Origin of the sequence: Cellulomonas sp. A375-1 (genome assembly GCF_001040865.1) — a bacterium.
GTDB classification, from domain to species: domain Bacteria; phylum Actinomycetota; class Actinomycetes; order Actinomycetales; family Cellulomonadaceae; genus Cellulomonas; species Cellulomonas gelida.
Map to the genome: position 1 here is coordinate 16,455 of NZ_LFKW01000115.1, position 19,849 is coordinate 36,303.

Below are 19,849 nucleotides of genomic sequence, written 5' to 3' on the forward strand. Positions count from 1 at the left end.
TCGGCGGGTGGGGTCGGCGGGTGGGGGCGCGGGCGAGGCGGGTTGGAGGGGTCAGGGGTGGGGGACGAGGGGGCGGATCTCGGCGTCTTCGGTGAGGGTGTCGGCGACGAGGGTGGCCAGGTCGTCGACGTCCGTCGTCGCGACGAGGTAGAGGCCGCCGACGATCTCGGTCGTCTCGCCGAACGGGCCGTCGGTCACGGTCGTCGTCGTGCCGGCTCGTCGTCGCACGACCTTCCCCACGGCGGTCGGGCCCAGCTCCTCGCCGCGGATGATCGTGTGCCCGCGCTCGGCGGCGAGCGCGTTGAAACGGACGTGCGCGGCGTCGTTGGCCGCGATCTCGTCGTCGGTGCGCGCCTCCCACGCACGCTCGTCGCCGCGCAGCAGCACCAGGTGGGTCGCCGTGGTCATGTCGTCCTCCCGAGGGTGTGCGGGACCGTCCCGCTCGTCGAGGTGACGGGGCGCGGGACGCCGGTTCGACAGTAGGGGCGATGCGGCTACGGCGGACCGCCGCGAGGTGGCAAGGTGAGGGCGTGATGCTGAAGACCAGGTCCGAGCTGACGGCGATGCGCCCCGCGGGGAAGTTCGTCGCCGGCGTGCTCTCGTCGTTGCGCGACGTCGCGAAGGTCGGGATGACGCTGCAGGCGCTCGACGACCACGCGCACCGGATGATCGACGACGCGGGCGCGCACTCGGTGTACCTCGGCTACCACCCCTCGTTCGGCGCGATCCCGTACCCGGGCGTGCTGTGCACGTCGGTGAACGACGCCGCGCTGCACGGCCTGCCGTCGCCGTACGTGCTGGCCGACGGCGACGTGCTGTCGATCGACTTCGCGGCGCAGGTGCAGGGGTGGGTCGCGGACTCCGCGATCACGTTCCAGGTCGGGACGACGACGCCCGAGGCCCAGCGCCTCATCGAGACCACCGAGCGCGCGCTGTACGCGGGCATCGCGGCGGCGAAGGTCGGTGGGCGCATGGGCGACATCTCCGCGGCGATCGGGGACGTCGGGCACCAGGCCGGGTACGGCATCAACACCGACTTCGGCGGGCACGGCGTGGGCCGCACGATGCACGAGGACCCGCACGTCCCGAACGACGGGCGCCGCCGCAGCGGCCTGAAGCTGCAGGAGGGGCTCGTCATCGCGATCGAGCCGTGGTTCATGTCGGGCGGCAACGGGTACGTCGTCGACGACGACGGCTGGACCATCCGCTCGACGGACGGGTCGCTCGCCGCGCACTTCGAGCACACCGTCGCGCTGACCAAGGACGGCCCGCTCGTCCTGACCGCACGCGACTGACGGAAGGGGACCGCCGTGGGGGGCACCGAGAGCGACCGCGGCCCGTACGACGTGCCGCCGACGAGCCCGTACGGGGTCCCGGTGGTCTCGTCCGGCCCGCCCACGCCCGTCTACGGCACGCCGCCGGTGTCGCCTCCGGGCACACCGGGCTCCGCGTGGGGCGTGCACGACGACGTCGCGCCCGTGCAGCCGTACGACGTCACGGTCTACCCGCCGGCGCCGACCGGCCCGCCGCCGCCCTGGCTCGCCACGCGCACGGACCAGGTGCCGCCGTCGAGCGCGGTCGTGGTGGTCGCGTGGGTCGTCACCGTGTTCACGAGCTTCTACCTGCTGCCGTGGGCGATCGCCGCGACCCGCGGCAAGGCCGCGCGGTGGGGCATCTTCTGGGTCAACCTGCTGCTCGGCTGGACCCTCGTCGGGTGGGTCGCGACGCTCGTGTGGGCGTGCCTGCCGCACGGCGTGCTCCACCCCGCGCCCGTGGCCGTGCCGCCGGGCTGGTACCCGCTGGCGAACGGCCGGTACGGCTTCTGGGACGGGGCGCGCTGGACGGGTCACGTCGCCTGACCGGACGGGTTCAGCCGTCCGACGAGGGCGCGACAGCCTCCGCGAACGTCCGACGACCCGTGGCGTGGCCGGGCGTGAGCTGGTGCCCGGCGCGGAACGCGGCGAACGCCTTGCCCGGTAGCCGCACGTACACGGTGCGCCACCGGCGCCCGGTCGCTCGCTCGAGCGTCTCGACGACCTCGTCGACGGTGAGCACCTGCGGCCCGCCCATGTCCTCGACCCGGCCCGACGGCCCGGCCTCGACGAGGTCGACGAGCCGCGCGGCGACCTCGCCCACGTCGACCGGCTGCAGACTCGTGCCGCTGGGCAGGACCGTCACCGGCCCGAGCGTGAGGCGGTCCAGCAGCAGCGCGACGAACGGGTGGAACTGCGTCGTGCGCAGGACCGTCCACGGCACGTCGCCGGCCTTGAGCAGCTCCTCGACCTGGTGCTTGGCGCGGTAGTAGGAGTACGGGATCCGGTCGACGCCGACGATCGAGATGTACACGACGTGCGGCGCGGCACCGCCCGTGCTGCGCGCCGCGAGCAGGAGCCGGGCGGCGGCGGTCACGTCGTGCGCGGGCTTGGCCGGCTCGCTCGCGCAGTGGATCACGCACGTGACGCCCGCGAGCGCGTCGTCGACACCCTCCCCCGTCGTCAGGTCACCGACGACCCGCTCGACCCCCGGAACCGACGGCCCCGGGCGACGGCTCAGCACCCGCACCGCGCGCCCTCGTCGGACGAGCTCGGCGACCACCTCACGCCCGAGCATCCCTGTTCCACCGGTCACCAGCACGGGCGCGTCGTCGGTCATGGCGCCATCCTCGCCGCCCACGCGTCCGGCGCACCAGCGACCGTTCCGAGGGCGGGTCGGTGGCCCGTCGGGTGGACAGGAGGGCCTCTCGATCGTGCTAGCCTTCTGCAGCGCGCGCGAGTGGCGGAACGGCAGACGCGCTGGCTTCAGGTGCCAGTGTCCGAAAGGGCGTGGGGGTTCAAATCCCCCCTCGCGCACACAGAGCAAGGGCCTCTGACCAGGGTATGACCCGGGTCAGAGGCCCTTCTGCTTGCCCGGCGTGCGCCCGCAGGAAGGGGCGGACGGGCGGCCGCGGGGGCGGGCGTCGGTGCGGCCCCCACGGTCGTCGGTCGTCGGACTACCTCCGGACCGTGACGGTCGGGCGCTGACCGTGACGGGCGGCGGCGCGTCGGTCCCGTCGTCGCCCCCGTCCGCCCTCGGATGACGAGGCGGGCGCTCCGCGAGAGCGGTGAACCACCCATCAGGTGACGGGGCACCTCACTCGTCCGGATGAAACGCGCAGGTCGCGGGCTCACATCGGTCAGCGCGGCGCTCCCGCAGCCGATCGGGACGACCAGCGGCACTGCTGCCGCACCAGACTCTGGAGCCCACGATGTCGCTGCCACGACTCTCCCTACCCCGACTCCCGGCGCCCCGGTTCGCGGCGCCTCGGCTCTCGTTCCGCATCGCCGTGCGCACCAAGGTGCTGGGTGTCGTCGCGGTCGCGATCGTCGTGGCGTTGACGATCGGGCTGCTCGCGACGGCCAGCACGGGCCGGCTGCGCGCGACGACCGCCGAGATGGCGCGCACGCAGACGTCCGTGTCCGCCGCTTTGCAGGAGCTCAAGGACGCGCTGTGGACGGTGCGCCACGAGGTCGCCGTGATCGGGACGTACGTGGGCGACGACGTCGAGGCGAGCGTCGACGCCTACGCCGATGCGAGCGTCGCCCTCGACAGCGCCGTCTCCCGGTTCAAGGGCGAGTACTCGACGAACGGCGCCGCACTCCCGGACGAGTTCTCCGCGTTCCAGTCCACGCTCGACGCATACCGCGGCGCGGTGCAGCAGAAGCTCGTCGCCGTCGCGCGGGCAGGTGACCGCGAGGCGTTCCAGGCGGCGCGCGAGGAGGTGGCCGCGGTCGGGGGGCAGATGCTCGACAACCTGCACGCCGTCGAGCAGGGGGTCGCGGCCGACCTCGACGCCATGGCGCGCGAGGCCGAGGCGGACGCCGCGCGGGAGATCACGCTCCTGCTCGTGACCCTGGCGGTCGGCGTCGCGGCGCTGCTCGCGCTCGGGCTGGCGCTGGCGAGCTCGTTGCGGCGCGCGGTCCAGGCTCTGCAGGTCGCGGTCACCGCGCTCGCCCGCGGCGACCTGACCGTCCGCGCACGCGTGACGACCTCCGACGAGCTCGGACAGATGGCCGCGTCGCTCACCACCGCGCAGGAGGCCGTGGGCGCCACGCTGTCGCGCGTGGTGGACGCGGCGGCCGCGGTGGCGGCGTCGTCGGAGTCGCTGTCCGCCGCGTCGTCGCAGGTCGTCGCGGGGTCCGAGGAGACGTCCGCGCAGGCGGGGGTCGTGGCCGAGGCGGCCGAGCAGGTCTCGCGCAACGTGCACGCGGTTGCGGCGGGCGCCGAGCAGATGGGCAGCTCGATCCGGGAGATCGCACAGAACGCCGCCGACGCCGCGAAGGTCGCGACCACGGCCACCGACATGGCGGCCCACGCGAACGACACCGTGACCCGGCTGGGGACCTCGTCGGCCGAGATCGGCAATGTCGTCAAGCTCATCACGACGATTGCGCAGCAGACCAACCTGCTCGCGCTCAACGCGACGATCGAGGCCGCGCGGGCCGGGGAGGCCGGCAAGGGCTTCGCCGTGGTCGCGGGTGAAGTCAAGGAGCTCGCGAACGAGACCGCGAAGGCCACCGAGGACATCGCACGTCGGGTCGAGGCGATCCAGCAGGACACCACCGGTGCGGTGACGGCGATCGGCGAGATCGGCACGATCATCGCGAACATCAACCAGTACCAGCTGACGATCGCCTCGGCCGTGGAAGAGCAGACCGCCACGACGAACGAGATGTCGCGCGGCGTCGCGGAGGCCGCGACCGGCTCGGGCGAGATCGCGACCAACATCACCGGCGTCGCGGCCTCCGCGCTGTCGAGCACCCGCGCCGTAGGATCTGTCTCCGACCACGTGGCCGAGCTCGCCAGCCTGTCGCGCAGCCTGCGTGAGCAGGTGGCCACGTTCACCTTCTGATCCGCCGCCGCCGGTGGCGCCCGGCCTCGTCGTCCGACGCGGGACGAACGGGCGGGTGCCCCACGCGACGGTGATCGGCCCGTCCTGGAGATCTCGTGAGCACCGATCTGCGCGCGATCGCGGCACGCACCCTCGCCGAGGTCCCCATGAACACCGCGTTCGCCCGCGCGGTGGTCGAGGAGACGGTCGCCGGTGAGCTGTGGGCGGACCGCGCCGAGGACCCGCGCGCGTTCCACGCCGTGCACCCGTACGGCATGTCGCTCGTCTGGGGCGACGCGGTCGACGAGGCCCTCGACCTGGTCGTCGCGTACCTGCGCGAGCGGGCCGACGAGGGGCAGGGCGAGTGGTTGCAGGTCGACCCGCGCTGGGACGCGATCGACTGGGACGACACGCTCGACGCCGTCCCGTTCGAGGACCACGACCAGCTCGCGGGCGGTGAGCGCGTCGTGCGGCACACGCGCGTGAACTTCACGTTCGACGCCGGCGCGTTCTGGGAGCGGCGCGACGAGCACCTGCCCGTCGAGCCGTGGCAGGTGCGCCGCACGGTGCGCGCGGACTTCGACTGGCCCGGGTCGGTGGTGCCGAGCGAGTTCTGGCCCGACGCGGACACGTTCCTGGCCAACGGCGGCGGGTGGGTGCTCGCCGACGGGCCGCAGGTCGCGGCGATGGCGTTCGCGTCGTACCGGGCGGGCCGTCAGGTCGAGCTCGGGATCGAGACCGCGCCCGACTGGAGGCGACGCGGCCTCGCGACGACCGCCGCGGCGGCCATGATCGACAACCTGCTCGTCTCGCACCTGACGCCCGTGTGGTCGTGCCGCGAGGACAACGTCGGCTCGTACCGGCTCGCGACGACCCTGGGCTTCCGCCCCACGCTCCACCTGCCGTACTACCGCGTGCCGGCCGCGACCGCGCGGCCGACGCGTCGGTTCGGCTGGCGCCCCGACGTCACCGGCCCGCTCCGGCGACGCAGGACCGGCACCGCCGGGCGCGCGTAGCGCGGCCCGCGCGCCTCGTCAGGAACCCGTGCGACCCGCGGCGGTTGACGGCCCGGCCCCGCGGCGAGAACCTGGCGAGGACGACTTCGGCCGGGGGCGCAGATGTCCGAGCAGCAGCACGCGGCACCGCACGCGGCGCCTGAGCGCAAGCAGGGTGGTCCCGCCGCGCCCGGCGCACCCGCCGCGTCGCACCTCGCTCCCAGTCCCGTGCCGTTCGTCGTCGCAGGCCACGAACCCGATGGCGCGACCGGCACCCGGCGGCCCGACGCCGAGCCCACCATCCGCCCGCTGGGCGCGCTCCGCCGGTACGGGGGTGACGAGCCGGACGCGCCGCCGACCGCACCCCGTCCCCTGACGATCCGGCGCAGCATGGGGCTCGAGGCGGAGACGAAGAGGCAGATCCAGACGCCCACGGGAGCCAAGGTCGCCGAGGGCGACACGAAGGTGCTCAGCCACCCGCACTTCTCCCTGGTGTCCGACAAGACGTCGTTCGTCAACGCTCGGGACAAGAGGATCCAGTACTCGAACCTCGAGTTCGTCATGAAGCACTTCGACCAGCTCGCCGGCTCGGAGGCCGACGCGATCGCCCAGCTCCAGGTCCGCCTGACCGCGATGAAGACGCTGCGCGACCGTCTCTACGCGGGTCATGGCGCGCTCGGGACGGTCGTCCCGCACGTCACCGCCCACGGCGTGGCGGCGGGCCCGGGGGACGAGTACCAGGCCAAGGCCAGCGTCCACGGCGACACCTCGACGTTCCGCGTCGCGCCGAGCCCGGACCCCGCCGGCGACGACGGCAAGGTGTACGTCCACTACACGGTCGGCTTCCGGCCCCGCGACTGGCACACGATGCTGACGAAGGTCACGAACGTCAGCCGCAAGGACACTGCCTCGACCCGGGGGGTCCAGCTGTCGACGGACGCCCGCGAGGTCGCGGCGCGCGTCCTGGTGACGACGCCTCCCGCGGTCGCGTTCACCGCCGACGTCCAGCAGGAGGTCCTCGGCCAGCTCGCGCTGACCTACATGCAGATGCGGGTGTTCATCGACCGGACGGTCGGCCTGCAGCGCGAGGACGCCGAGAGGGTGCTCGCCAAGACGGACAAGCCCGTGAAGAGCCTGCGAACCAAGATCCGCGCGCTCGAGCGCAAGGAGGCGACGTCCGGTCTGACCCCTGACGAGACGGACCGGCTCGAGAAGCTCAAGAAGAAGAAGACGAAGCTCGACGACCGCCGAGAGCCGCGGGAGCGCCTTCGTGATCGTGCGGCCGCCAGCGAGCCGTTCGGCAAGGGGCAGCCGAAGAACAAGGTCGTCGCGCTCCCCCGGGCCTCGCTCGCACTGGCGTTCTCGATGCTGGACCCGGCCGCCCAGGGGTATCTCTCCGCCAACGTCGAGGAGATCCTCGACACGTTCTCCGATCACCTGGGCGAGAAGCTCGGCGTGGACCTCACCGAGGGCTACAGCCTGACGAGCGACGACCCGGCCGTCGGCAGCGCGTCCCTGGGCGAGTACGTGCGCGCCGGTCTGGGCAGTGACGAGCAGGTCAGCCAGCAGGTGCTGTTCGGGGGGATGAACGAGGTGGGCGTGGACGCGTCGGACCCCGCCGCGCCGTTGCTGCCGTTCGAGTTCCGCAGCATGTTCAAGCACCGGGTGACGTGGGACGAGCTGGAGACCGACGCGACCAAGGTGCTGAGGTGGTCGCGCGACCCGCAGGGCACGGCGCTCCCGAAGGACTGACGCGGTGCGGGATCAGCCGCGCGGTGTGCGCGCGGGGTCAGCGGTCGCGTGCGGGCGCGTCGGCACGAGCTCGAGCACGCGGCGGGCCAGGGCGACGCGATCCGTGCCGGCGTGGCCGAGACCGCCGGACGCCAGGGCCTCGGCCACCACCTCGCGCAGCGCGTGGGTCGCGGCCGAGCCCGGGTCGTGCAGCGCGAGCACGTGCGCGACGACGAGGCCGTGGTACTGCTCGAACGCGCTCACGGGCTCGGTGATCGCCCTGGTCGCGACCGCGTGGCTGGCCGCGGGCGGGTAGCCGCTCATCATCGCCAGCACCATGACCCGGCGCTCCTCGACGCCGACGGAGAACTCCTCGCGAGCGTCGGCGTAGAGGGCCTCGAGGGCCTCCCTCGTCGGCTTCTTCTCCTGCGCGTCCTGGGCCCACGCGCGCACCTGCAGCTCCTGGTCGGCCGAGCGCCGCCAGCCCGGTGACGACCGTCGCGTCCGCGCGAACCGCGCGATGTCGTCGGCGTTGCCCGTGATCAGCGCGCGCGCCTCGTCGCGCAGCTCTGCCGCGCGCTCGTGGTCGCCCTGGTCCTCCGCCTCGTCGGCCTCGTCGAGCTTGCGCGCGGCCACCTTGCCCAGCTCGACCTTCACGCCACCGGCCTCGACCGCCGTGATGCGGTCGGCGAGCACCGCGACGAGCAGGAGCGCGATCCCGGCGGCGATCACCGCTGCCGTGCCGGCGCTGTTCTCGGAGACGAACACCGCGACGCATCCCAGCACGACGAGCCCCGTCCCGCCGATGCCGCACAGCAGCCGCACGCTCGTCGGGACGCGCGGGACGGGGATCTCCCGCGGGGTGGACCCGGACATGTGCGCGTCCCCTTCGTCGGCTCACAGGCAGGACGTCGTGATTGTGGCGGTTCGTCCCGCGGGCTGTCGACTCGCCCACCAGGACGTCACGTCACGCGACTGTGGGGCCCCCAGACCCCGAGCACCCTCCCGGGCTGCCGTGACGCGCGGCCGGCACCGACCGCCAGACCGGCCTCCCACCCGGGCGCACGCCACCCGTCCGGCGGCCGCACGTCCTTCAGGTCGTGGCCCGACGCGCGCAGCAGCCACGCGACGACCGAGTTCGAGTTCCACATGCCCGCGGTCCCGACGGGCCGGCCCCACGTCAGCTCCGGCACGTCGGACGTGCACGCGAGCAGCAGGCCCGCGCGCTCGTCGCCCTCGTCGAGCTCCGTGCGCGCGACCGCGTACGCGACGTCGGGGATCGCGACGCCCGGGCGCACGCGCACCTCGTACCGGAACCAGCGCGAGCGGCCCAGCACCTTGAGCCCGACCGGCCCCGACAGCGCCACGGCCGTGCCCGGTGGACCCGCCCACGCCGGCACCATCTCGACGGTCCACGTGGCGCGCGCGCTCACGTCGGGGCCGGGCGGTGGTGGCAGGTGGACGACGAGCGCCGCGTGCACGAGGCGACGCGGGCGACGACGCGCCAGCGCCGCGACCGCACGCTCGAACAGCCACCCGCTCACGGCGACGACGGACACCCGCTCGCCCGCCCCCACCGGCACCCACACGACCTCGACCGCCACGACCCCTCCGCCCTGAGCGCAGCCCGCAGGCACCCAGGTTCCCGCCGCGCACCCGCCCCCGCGACGGCCGAACGGCCCACGAACCGGTCGCCGCGCGTCGGCACCCGCTCGCGCGCGCACCGTCTCGTGAGCCGGTTCGTCGCTCCCGCGCCGGTTCGTCGGCTCGGAGCAACGAACCGGCGCTCGGACGACGAAGCGGCGGGCGGGAGCGACGAAGGCGCGAGTGGGGGCGACGAGTGGGGGCGACGAGTGGGGGCGACGAGTGGGGGCGGTGGCTCAGTGGGTGAGGGCCGGGGTGCGGGCGGTGGCGGCGACGCGGGCGAGGATCTTGTCCAGGACCACGCCGCGCTCGAACTGCAGCGCGTGCTCGCGCGCCCGCGCCGACCAGGCCCGACGCTCGTCGGCGCCCATCGCCACGACCCGGTCGATCGCCGCGGCGATCGCGTCCGGGTCGGACACTGGCACGATCAGCGCGGTGTCACCGACCGCCTCGCCGATCCCCCCGGTCACGGTGGTCACCACCGGCCCGCCGCCGGACAGCATGTTCTCGACCAGCGCGATCCCGAACGTCTCGACGAACTCCGGGCGCGGCTTGGACGGCAGGACGAACGTGGTGCAGCCCGCCATGAGATGCACCTTCTCGTCGTCGGTGACGTCGTGCAGGAAGGTGACGAGCTCGCCGTGGCCCGACGCGGCCGCGAGCGCGTGCAGATCGTCGGCCTGCGGGCCGTTGCCGGCGATCACCAGGCGCTGACCCGCGGCGGGGGCGCCGGAGCGCGCGTAGCCGGCGATGAGGTCGTCGACGCCCTTGGCGTGCGCGAGCCGGGACAGGTAGAGCACGTACCCGCCGTGGGTCAGGCCCCGCGCGTGCAGCACGCGCGCGGTCTCGTCGTCGTCGCGGGACAGGTACGCCGCGACGTCCACGGCCGGGTAGGAGATCGCGACGCGCTCGGCGAGCTGCGCGGCGAACCGGGTCCCGTGCTCGGCGTCGAGCGCGGCCGCCTCGGCGACGACGAGGTCGCGCGTGTACTGCGAGACCGCGAGGCACACGTCGTGCTCGAGGTAGGACGCGAGCACGTGCGCGGCGGCGCCGAACCGGCCCTCCTCGACGCACGCGCGCACCACGTTGGTGACGTCGGAGCCGACGGCCTCGGCCACCGTCACGACGTCGACCGGGAGCCCGGTCCGACGAGCGACGTGCACCGCATCGGCGATCGCGGTCGCGTGCGGCGACAGGTAGAGCGACATCGCGACGGTCGGGACGCCGTCGGTGAACAGCTCGACGAGGCGCCCGGTCAGGCCCGCGAGCCAGCGGCCGTCGGGCACCTTGTAGTCGCCGACGGGCTCGGGGCGCTCGACCACGATCCCCGGGCTGTACGGCAGGACGCCGTCGAGCGGCTTGAGCGGCAGGCCGGCGGCCTGCAGCCGGTCGATCGGCCACGTGACGATCCGCACCTCGTCGAACCCGCGGTCGTGCGCGGCCTCGGCGAGGTTGCGGGCCTCGCCGGAGTGGCCGCAGATGACGGGATCGGCGCGCACGACGACGACGAGGCGGCGGTTCGGGCGGGCGACGTGAGGGGTCACGGGCGTCGTCCTCTCGGATCAGGGGGGTGGGGATCACGCGTGGGTGCCCGACGGACGGCGCCGGGCCGCGCCGGTCAGCGGGTCGCTGGCCGGGGAAGGCTGCTGCCGGCCGGGGCGGGGGTGCTGGGTGGGCGATGTCGTCTGCCCCACCCCGACGGCTCCGGCCCCAGCCCGACGAGCACGCGTCCGCCGCGGTGCAGCTCGGCACCCGTCAGGTACGGCCGGTCGAGCGGCTCACCGTCGAGGTGCACGGATTGCACGTGCTGAGCCGGGCCGCCGGGCTCGGGCTCGACGAACCCGGTGGTCTCGATCGACAGCGGCGCGCCGCCCACGTCGAGCCGGGCCTCGCGCCACGCGGGCGCGTTGAGCAGGAACAGGTTCTGCCCGGCGACCGGGAACAGCCCGAGCGACGCCCACACGTACCAGGACGAGAGCCCGCCGGAGTCGTCGTTGCCGGGCAGCCCGCCGCGACCCGTGCCGAACTGCTGCTGCACCACGTCGTGCACCACCTGCGCGGTGCGGTCGGGGCGCCCGGCGTACATGTACGACCAGGGCGCCTCCATGTCCGGCTCGTTGTTGAGCCCCTCGAACCGGTGCAGGGCGTAGCCCGCGGTCATCTCGTCGATCCCGGGCGCGTGCCCGGGCTGCTTGACGGGGTCCGCGCCGAACCCGAAGAACCGGTCGAGCATCCGGACGAACGCGTCGTCGCCGCCCGCGAGCGTGATGCGCGAGGCCATGTCGTGCAGCAGCCGGAACGAGTAGTTCCACTTGCCGCCCTCGTACCAGGTGGAGTCGACGAGCAGCCCGTCGCGCGGGTCGAACGCGCGCGACCACCCGCCCGCGAGCGCGCTGAGCTGGTCGACGAGCGTGCGGTCCCCCACCCGCGCCGCGACCACCGCGGTGCACCAGTAGCCGAACGCGATGTCGAGCGTGTGGCTCACCGGGTGGGTGATGCCCTTGGTCAGGTACTCCTCGCCGTACGTACGGCGCAGGTCGTCGTGCATGTGCACGAGCGCCCAGTCCCAGTCGACGCCCGGCAGCTCGAGCGCGCACACGTCCGCGAGGAACGTGTGCGCGAGCGCCGAGCCCTGCCGCGAGAACCGGTCCGCGCCGCGCGCCATGCGGTACCCGATCGGGAGGTTGCCCTCCTCCTCGGCGATCTGCAGCAACGCGTTCGCGAGCTCGACCGCCTTGTCCGGCACGAGCGCCGTCATGAGCGGCAGGTGCGTGCGGTAGATGTCCCACATGGTCGACAGGTCGAACGCGAACGGGCCGGGCGTGGGCCAGAACGGGGACTCGTCGACCGCGAGGCACGGCTTGATGAGCGAGTGGTACAGCGCCGTGGCGAGCACCTGCTGCTTGTCCGACGAGGGCGTGTCCACCGCGACCTTGCCCAGGTGCTCGCGCCACACGTCGCGCGTGGCGGCGCGGCGCTCGTCGAACGAGCGCGGGCCCGGCCCGCACTCACGCTCGAGCGACTCGCGCGCCTGCTCGACCCCCCGCAGCGAGAACCCGAACCGCAGCTCGACGACCTGGCCGGCGTGCGTCGGTCCGGCCCACATGAGGCCGAACGGCCGCAGCGTCGTCGGGCGGATGCGGTCGAAGTCCAGGCGCGTGCCGCCCGGCATGAGGCGGCGGTCGTACCAGAGCAGCTGCCGCCAGCCCGGGGCGTCGCACTCGACACGCACCGCGAGCGGCGCGCCCTCGACCACGACCTCACCCTCCGCGCAGCCCGCCCCGACCGTGCCCAGGTGCGCCCGCAGCGGCACGGTCCGTCCGAACGGGATGTCCAGCCCGCCGAGCGAGAAGTCGATGACCACGCGCGCGTCGTGGTGCGCGGGGAACGTGTACCGGTGCACGGCCGACTTGGGCCCGACCGTGATCTCCGCGCGCACCCCCGAGGCGAGCGTCGCGGCGTAGTACCCGGGCTCCGCCTGCTCGTCGACGATCTCCCACGTGCTGCCGAGGTCGTCGAGCGGGCGCAGCATCGGCGTCACGCGGAAGTAGTTGTAGTACTTGCGGATCGCGCCCGTGCCGGACTGCTGGAAGTGCGTGAACCCGCTCGCGACGAGCCGGTCGTGCAGGACCGGCGGCAGACCCTCGGTCGACAGGTCGTAGCGTCCGTAGCCGGTGGGGTAGGCACCCGAGTAGGCGCATGCGGAGACCATGCCGAACGGGAACGTCGCCCCCGGGTGCGTGTTGCCGACCTGCGGCTTGGGCCACCACCACGTCGCGGCGAGGCCCGTGGGCGCGGGCAGGTCGGTCGCGTCCGTGCCGATGAACGGGTCCACGTGCTCGAACACCCGCGCTCCTCCCTCACGTCCGCCGTTCGGGGTGGGCGGTGCGCGGTGCGACCGCGCTGTCCTTGCCCCGTTGCTGCGACGGTACGAGCGCCGTGTGACGCCCGTGTTGCGCGCAGATAACGCTCGACCCGGTCCCCGCGGCGGACCTGGGCGTCGACGCGGGTCAGCCGAAGCGGCCGTTGACGTAGTCGGCGGTGCGCTGGTCCTGCGGGTCGCCGAACATGGCCGCGGTCGGGCCGTGCTCGACGATCCCGCCGGGCGTGCCCGCCTCGGCCAGGAAGAACGCGCACCGGTCGGAGACGCGCGCGGCCTGCTGCATGTTGTGCGTGACGATCACGACCGTCATGTCGCCCTTCAGCGCGGCGATCGTCTCCTCGACGCGGCGCGTGGACGTCGGGTCGAGCGCGGAGCACGGCTCGTCCATGAGCAGCACGCGCGGCCGGACCGCGAGCGAGCGCGCGATGCACAGGCGCTGCTGCTGACCGCCGGACAGTCCCCCGCCCGGCGCGCGGAGCCGGTCCTTGACCTCGTTCCACAGCCCGGCGCGCGTCAGGCACTCCTCGACGAGGTCCGCCCGGGCGCGCGACGAGACGCGCACCCCGGTGAGCGCGAGCCCGGCCACCACGTTGTCCTGGATCGACATCGCCGGGAACGGGTTGGGCTTCTGGAACACCATCCCGATGTTCCGACGCGCGTGGGTCACGCGCTTGCCCGGGTCGTAGATGTCCTCGCCGTCGAGCAGCACCTCGCCCGCGAGCGCGGCCGAGGGCACGAGCTCGTGCATGCGGTTGAGGATCCGCAGGAACGTGGACTTGCCGCAGCCGGACGGGCCGATGAGCGCGGTGACCTTGCCCGCCGGCACGTCGAGCGACACGCGCTCGAGCACCTTGTGCGTGCCGAACCACGCCGAGACCGCCTTCGCCTGCATCGCGTGCCGCTCGGCGGGGAGCGCCAGGCCGCCGGCCAGGACGAGCGTCTCGGTCAGGGGGTCACGGGTCGCTTCCGCGAGGTCGAGGCTCACCGGGTCACCGTGCCGCACCCGGACGACGACGACGTGAACGCCCGACGAACACCGCCGGTCGAACCGGGGACCACCGCGGCATGAGCGTCAGACGAGGTTGGGCAGGAGCGAGAACAGCTCCCCGGCGGCCATCGCGGCGCACACGCCGACGAGCGGCAGCCCCACGACCCACGCCTGCCAGCGTCCCCACCAGCGCCGCATCACGACGACGAGCACCGCGGCACCGCCCAGCGCGACGAGCGCCAGCAGGAACGTGGGCCACGCCGAGCGCTCACCGGCGAACGCGGCCTCGTCGTCCCCCAGCACGGTCCGGGCCAGCACGCCCACGGGCGTCGGCAGCGAGGGCGTGACGAGCTCGGCGTCGACGCGCACGAGCGAGTCCGGCGCCCAGCGCGACCCGCTCGCGCTGACCAGCGTGAGGCGCCCGTCGCCGGACGCGAGCGGGTCGGGCAGCGGGTCGCCGGGACGGCGGACGCCCGAGACGACGTACGTGCTGGTGCCCTGCCCGGTGGTGGTGAGCACGGTGTCGCCCGCGCGGAGCGCCGCGATCGAGCCGAACACCCCGCCGTACGCGGCGGCCCGGCCCATCACGACGCTCGGGCCGGCCTGGCCCGGCAGCACCGTGTCGCGCCGGTGCCCGGGGCCGGACTTGAGCACCGAGGACGTCGTGCCCTCGAGCACGACCTCGTCGACCCCGAGGCGCGGGATCTGCACGATCGCCACGGGCGTGCCGAGCGCCAGCAGCTCGTCGGACGGGGTGACCTGACCGACGGGCGCGGTCCCGTTCGCGAGGTCGTAGCGGAAGCTCGCGTACGCGAGCCGCTGGTCGCGCGCGTGGTGCAGCGGCGAGAGCAGGACGGCGTTGACCACCACGCCCACCGCCAGGGCGGCGACGATCGCGAGCGTCGTGCCGAGCAGGCGGGAGCGTTCGCTCGGCGGGACGGGCGCGAGGGCGACGTCGAGGCGGTGGGCGGTGGTGGTCATCGTGGGCGCGTCAGTCCGTCAGACGACCTTGACGGTCTTGCTGACCTTCGCGGTCGAGACCGTCGTCGAGCCGGCGTAGCTCACGACGAGGGTGTGCGAGCCCTTCTTGAGGCCCTTGACCGTGATCGTCGCCTTGCCGCCCTGGAGCGTCGCGGTGCCGAGCACCTTGCTGCCCTCCTTGACCGTGACCTTGCCGGACGGCGTGACACCGGTCGCGGTCACCGTGACGACGACCTTCGCGGACCGACCCGCGCTGATCTTCGACGGCGCCGTCACGGCGAGCTTCGCGGCCGCCTTGGCGACGGTCACCTTGACCACGGCGCTCGTCGAGCCCTTGACGGTCGCGGCGCTCGACGGCGCGAACACGGCCTTGAGCGAGTAGCTGGTCTTGGTCGCCTTGATCGAGAGCGTCGCCGTCTTCTTGCCCGACGCGATCGAGACCTTCTTGAGGACCTTGCTGCCGTCGTAGAACGTCACGGTGCCGGGCACGGGCTTGGTCGCCGTGACCGTGGCGGTCGCCGTGAACGACTTTCCGACCGTACGCGGCGAGCTCACGGTCACGCGGGTGGTCGAGGCGACCGCAGCGGCGACGACGGTGAGCGGCTGCGCGGCGGACTCCGAGGCGGCCACCCCGAGCAGGCTCGGGACGAACACGCCGCGCACCGCGAGCGAGCCGGCGGTCGTCGGCGTGAAGGCGCCCGTGGCGGTCGACGCGCCCGCGGGCACGGTGACCGAGCCGAGCAGCGCGTCGGTGGCCGAGTAGAGGCGCACGACGCCGCCGCCGTTGCCCACGGACGTGACGGAGACGGTCGCGCCGACCGACGAGCCGACGACGGCCGACGACTTCGCGAGCGTCACGGCGACCTGGCTCGTCGACGCCCGGTACGCGCGCGTCGTCGTGTCGCCGCACGCCACGCTCCCGGACAGCAGACCGAACCCGTACGACGTGATCGTCGACGTCTGCTGGCACACGCGCGAGCTCGAGCCGACGAACGTGCGCGCCACCTGCGAGGTCGGGTCGTCGGCCAGCGCCGAGGGCACGACGTTGTAGACGGGACGGGTGAACGCGTTGAACGACGAGTTGAGCGCGAGGGTGTGCGCGCCCGCGTCGCCCGTGGTCGCGGCGACGCCGTTCACGCCGTTGATGAGCGCGCCCGCGCGGTGGTCGGTGACCTTGGCGTTGCCCTGCGCGACCCACTGCGCGATCGAGAACGGGGCGATGGCGCCGGCGTTCTGCGCCGCGGTGCCGGAGACGAGCGCGGCACCCTTGTGCTCCTGCACCGACTCGCCGTCGAAGTCCACGGCCTTGAGGTTCGGGTACGTCCCGTCGGAGATCTGCTGCTCGGTGATGCCCATCTGGCCCAGCCAGTAGGAGCGCGTGCCCGAGCCCGCGGCGGGCAGGAACGTGGTGATCGCGGTGACGGTGTCACCGGCCACGGGCGTGTACGCCGGGCCCTGCAGGGTGGTGGTGCCGCCGTTGACGACGACCTTCGTGTACTCGCCCTTGTAGATCGAGACGATCTGCGCCTTCGTCAGGTTGGCGGGCACGACCGAGCCCGGCGCCGTGGCGTAGGAGACCGCGTCGATCGCGAACGGCACGTACGTCAGCACGCCGTCGGGGGTGACGTCGCTGCTGGAGGGGCCGCTCGACGAGCGCGCGAACTGCACCTGGCCCGCGACCTGCGCGGTCGTGACCGTCACGGGGCTCGAGCTGAAGACCGGGATCGCGGCCGTCTCGGTCTGGCCGATCGCGACCCGCAGGAGGTCGCGTCCGCCGCCGGAGTTGTTCGCCCGCGGGACCGCGACGCCGCCGGAGCGCGTCACGACGGTGCTCGAGCCGGTCGCGTCGTACGAGGCCAGGACGCCGCTGCCGACGGCCGTGGCGAGTCCGCCGACGACGTCCTGCGTGGTGTCCGAGCCCAGGCCCGCCAGGGTGCCGAACGTGCCGGCCGGCGGGTCCGCGAGCGCGGGCGCGCCCACCGTGCTGACGGCGAGCGCGACGAGGCCCGCGGTCAGGCCGATCCGCCCGAAGGTGGAGACCTTCATGGTGTTCCTCTCTGAGGCGACGAAGGGGTCGTGCCGGCGCGGTCAGGCCGCACCGCAGGTCAACCTAGGAATCGCAGGCGAACGCCAGGTGGCGCGCCTGACAACGGCCCGTCATCACGGCACGAACTCCGCCGCTCAATGCGACGACTCACGCGCCGCGAGCACGCGCGCCCGACGCATGAGCACCGGCCCGGTCAGCGCGCACGCGGCGCCCAGCCCCATGGACCCGGTGACCGCGAGCCGCGCGGCCCCGAGCGGTGCGGCGCCCGTCAGCGGCGCGTCCGGCTCGGCGATGCCCGTGTCGGGGTCGGCGGCGGGCGCGGGGGTCGACCCGGGCGTGGACGTGGGCGCCGGTCGGACCGGGGCGGGCGGGGCTGCCGGAGCCGCCGGGTCGGGGGCGGGTGCCGTGGTCGGCGTCGCGGTGGGCGTCGGGGTCGGCGTGGGCGTCGGGGTGGGGCTCGGCTCCGCCGGGCACAGCTGCGCGAGCTGCGCGTCGTCCTCGAGGGTCTCGGCGAGGTCGAGCGTGCGCTGCACGTCGCGCTCGGACAGCGGCAGGTAGCCGCGCGGCAGCAGACCCTTGGCGTCGCCGCGCTGCTGCCCGGTCGTCACCGCGTAGCGCAGGAGGCTCGCGTAGTCGCCGCGCTGCTCGTCGTCCGCGCGGCAGACCGCGACCCCCGCGTACTCGACAAGCGTCAGCGGGTAGGCGCCCAGCACCCGGGTGCCCGGGTCCGTGCGGACGACGCCCTCGACCGGCGTCGGGACCATCGCGTCGACGGCCGCGCGCATGCTCGTGTCGTCGGCACCGACCGCCTGGCCCGCGGCGTTCACGAGCCGCGCCGTGCGCAGGCCGTAGCGCTGCGCGGAGGTCAGGTCCGTGACCGCGAGCTCGAACCGCTGACCCGGCAGCTGCGCTCCGGACGAGACGAAGGACGGCGGCACCTTGTTCGGCTCCCACACGACCTTCGCGCCGGCGTTCGCACGCTGCACGCGCACCGCGGCGTCGGCCATGTCCTGCGTGTACGGCCTCAGGTCGAGGGTGCCGTAGCCCGGTGCCGGCACGGTCTCGTCCTGCCGGTACGTCGTGAGGTCCGACTTGGGGAAGCTGTCGAGGCTCGTGTCGTCCGCGAGGGCGAGCGCGGCGTACACGGGGTTGATCCGCATGCCGTACTCGTCGGGCTCGCCCTGCAGGAACGCGCGCGCGTACGGGTCCGCGACGATCCAGCGCCACAGCTGCGCGTACGCGTCCGACGAGCCGATGCTCACCAGGAGGCCCTCGGGCGCGGCGGTCGCCACGAGCTGGGCGAGCTCGGGGTTGAGCGCGACGAGCTCGGGGTCGTTGACGATGCTGCGCGGGTTGGTCGTGAGCGGTGCGGTCGTGCCGCCGCCCGGGACGTCGGCGCGGTAGGACTGCGTGAGCAGCTTCGCGACGAGCCGCGCGTTGAGCACGAGGTCCTCGACGGGCGTCCCCGCCCGTCCGATGTCCGGGCTGTCGGCGCGCAGCGCGCGGTCGATCTGGAACGCGATGACGATCGCGCCCTGCGCGAGCGGCGCGTAGCGCAGGCCGGTGTCCTCGACGGGGTCCTCGGCGCCCGCTGCCGGCTCGCTCGGCACCGGCTCGTTCACGACCGCGAAGCCGGACGCGCCCGGGACCGTGCTGACCAGCTGCGCGCGCGCCTCGTCGTCCCCGACCTGCGAGAACCCGAACGTCGTGCCCGTGCGGCACAGGGCGGGCTGCCACGACGTCATCGCGGCGGAGAACAGCTCGTTGCCGACCAGGCGCTGCTCGGCGCTGCCCATCGGGCACGACGACCCGATCGGGGAGAACTGCAGCGGGAACACCATGCGGTTCGCCCAGTTCGACGCGGACAGCGGCGAGCCCGCGATCGCGCCCGAGGGCGTGTCCTGCGCGAACGTGCCGTCGGCGAGCAGCTCGCCGCGCGGCACGACGACGAGCCAGCACGCGCGCGCCGCGCCGGACCCACGCGCCTCGCCGCAGCCCAGGTGCGGTGCCTCGAGCGCGGTCTGCACCTCGAAGGTGGCCGCGCCGGTGCCGTCGTCGCCCGTGCGGGCGCCCGTGATCTCGTTCGTCGAGGTCGGCGTGAAGTAGTCCGCGACGTCGGTGACCGGCGTGCCGCCGACGGGCGTGAACGGCATCGCGTACGCCTTGAGGTTCGGGTTGGTGATCGGCGGTGGGACCTGGTGCGCCGCGTCGTACGCCTGCCGCTCGTCCTCCCCGGCCTTGAGCGTGCGCAGCCCCACGCGGTCGCCCAGCAGCGACGACAGCGCGGGGTTCGGCGCGCCCCACTGGCACTGCTCGGGGGTCGGGCCGCTGGCCTCGTCGCCCCAGCACTGCATCACCTGCAGGAAGTTCGTCGCGAACCGGCCCGCACTCGTCGGGCGCCCGCCCGACCACGAGACCACGACCCCCTGGTGCGTGAGGTCCCGCGTCTGGCTGACCGTGACCTCGAGGTCACGGAACGTCGCGTAGTCGTCGTCGGACGGCTCGCGCGTGCCCACGACCGACGCGTCCGCCCACGCCTGCACGACGTGCGAGCTCCCGGTCTGCGTGCGGTCCGCGGCGCCGGCCGGAGCGCCAGCCGCGGCGAGCATCCCCGCCCCCAGCGCGACGACGAGCGTGCCCGTGGCCGTGAGCCACGCGCCGAACCGGCGCAGGCGCTGCGGGGTCACGCCGCACCCGCCGCGGCCCGACGCGC

15 protein-coding genes and 1 tRNA gene are annotated in these 19,849 nt (G+C 74.0%); 6 read left to right on the forward strand and 10 right to left on the reverse strand.

Annotation, left to right across the window (positions count from 1 at the left end):
* Positions 1–51: 51 nt before the first annotated feature.
* Positions 52–408: a YciI family protein gene (locus CWIS_RS11870; protein ID WP_048343512.1), complete on the reverse strand. Its 357-nt coding sequence runs from the start codon at positions 406–408 to the stop codon at positions 52–54.
* A gap of 125 nt (positions 409–533) precedes the next feature.
* Between CWIS_RS11870 and map the strand changes: the two genes are divergently transcribed.
* Both map and CWIS_RS19470 read left to right on the forward strand, forming a co-directional pair.
* Positions 534–1,295, forward strand: coding sequence for a type I methionyl aminopeptidase (map, locus tag CWIS_RS11875; RefSeq protein WP_048343524.1), 762 nt, complete (start codon positions 534–536; stop codon positions 1,293–1,295).
* A gap of 15 nt (positions 1,296–1,310) precedes the next feature.
* Positions 1,311–1,859 (forward strand): superinfection immunity protein, encoded by a 549-nt coding sequence (locus tag CWIS_RS19470; RefSeq protein ID WP_053071696.1) that lies wholly within the window; start codon positions 1,311–1,313, stop codon positions 1,857–1,859.
* 10 nt (positions 1,860–1,869) lie between these two features.
* Here CWIS_RS19470 and CWIS_RS11885 read toward each other — a convergent pair whose 3' ends face one another.
* Complete coding sequence (locus tag CWIS_RS11885) at positions 1,870–2,652, reverse strand: SDR family oxidoreductase (RefSeq protein ID WP_048343513.1); 783 nt, start codon at positions 2,650–2,652, stop codon at positions 1,870–1,872.
* A gap of 114 nt (positions 2,653–2,766) precedes the next feature.
* Between CWIS_RS11885 and CWIS_RS11890 the strand changes: the two genes are divergently transcribed.
* The 4 genes from CWIS_RS11890 to CWIS_RS11905 all read left to right on the forward strand — a co-directional run bounded on the left by CWIS_RS11890 (position 2,767) and on the right by CWIS_RS11905 (position 7,614).
* Positions 2,767–2,849 (forward strand) — tRNA-Leu (locus CWIS_RS11890).
* 395 nt (positions 2,850–3,244) lie between these two features.
* Positions 3,245–4,888 (forward strand): methyl-accepting chemotaxis protein, encoded by a 1,644-nt coding sequence (locus CWIS_RS11895; protein ID WP_082156421.1) that lies wholly within the window; start codon positions 3,245–3,247, stop codon positions 4,886–4,888.
* A gap of 95 nt (positions 4,889–4,983) precedes the next feature.
* Positions 4,984–5,883, forward strand: a complete 900-nt coding sequence (locus CWIS_RS11900) for a GNAT family N-acetyltransferase (RefSeq protein ID WP_048343514.1) — start codon at positions 4,984–4,986, stop codon at positions 5,881–5,883.
* Between the two features lie 102 nt (positions 5,884–5,985).
* The gene (locus CWIS_RS11905) at positions 5,986–7,614 is read left to right on the forward strand and encodes a hypothetical protein (protein WP_048343515.1); all 1,629 of its coding nucleotides are present in this window, start codon (positions 5,986–5,988) and stop codon (positions 7,612–7,614) included.
* Positions 7,615–7,626: 12 nt separating this feature from the next.
* Here CWIS_RS11905 and CWIS_RS11910 read toward each other — a convergent pair whose 3' ends face one another.
* From CWIS_RS11910 to CWIS_RS18950, 8 genes are all read right to left on the reverse strand, one after another.
* Complete coding sequence (locus tag CWIS_RS11910) at positions 7,627–8,469, reverse strand: hypothetical protein (protein WP_048343516.1); 843 nt, start codon at positions 8,467–8,469, stop codon at positions 7,627–7,629.
* An 86-nt stretch (positions 8,470–8,555) separates the two neighbouring features.
* Entirely contained in the window at positions 8,556–9,197 is a 642-nt protein-coding gene (locus tag CWIS_RS11915; RefSeq protein WP_048343517.1) for a hypothetical protein, read from the reverse strand.
* Positions 9,198–9,473: 276 nt separating this feature from the next.
* Positions 9,474–10,781, reverse strand: coding sequence for a glycosyltransferase (locus CWIS_RS11920; protein WP_048343518.1), 1,308 nt, complete (start codon positions 10,779–10,781; stop codon positions 9,474–9,476).
* A 74-nt stretch (positions 10,782–10,855) separates the two neighbouring features.
* The gene (locus tag CWIS_RS11925; protein ID WP_048343519.1) at positions 10,856–13,084 is read right to left on the reverse strand and encodes a glycoside hydrolase domain-containing protein; all 2,229 of its coding nucleotides are present in this window, start codon (positions 13,082–13,084) and stop codon (positions 10,856–10,858) included.
* A 163-nt stretch (positions 13,085–13,247) separates the two neighbouring features.
* Positions 13,248–14,012, reverse strand: coding sequence for a phosphate ABC transporter ATP-binding protein (locus CWIS_RS11930; RefSeq protein WP_082156422.1), 765 nt, complete (start codon positions 14,010–14,012; stop codon positions 13,248–13,250).
* 180 nt (positions 14,013–14,192) lie between these two features.
* On the reverse strand, positions 14,193–15,089 hold the full coding sequence (locus CWIS_RS11935; protein WP_048343520.1) for a sortase: 897 nt from the start codon (positions 15,087–15,089) through the stop codon (positions 14,193–14,195).
* An 18-nt stretch (positions 15,090–15,107) separates the two neighbouring features.
* Positions 15,108–17,135, reverse strand: coding sequence for an Ig-like domain repeat protein (locus CWIS_RS11940; RefSeq protein ID WP_048343521.1), 2,028 nt, complete (start codon positions 17,133–17,135; stop codon positions 15,108–15,110).
* Positions 17,136–17,270: 135 nt separating this feature from the next.
* Positions 17,271–19,849: hypothetical protein (locus CWIS_RS18950; RefSeq protein ID WP_231583830.1), on the reverse strand; the 2,579-nt coding region annotated here is incomplete at its 5' end.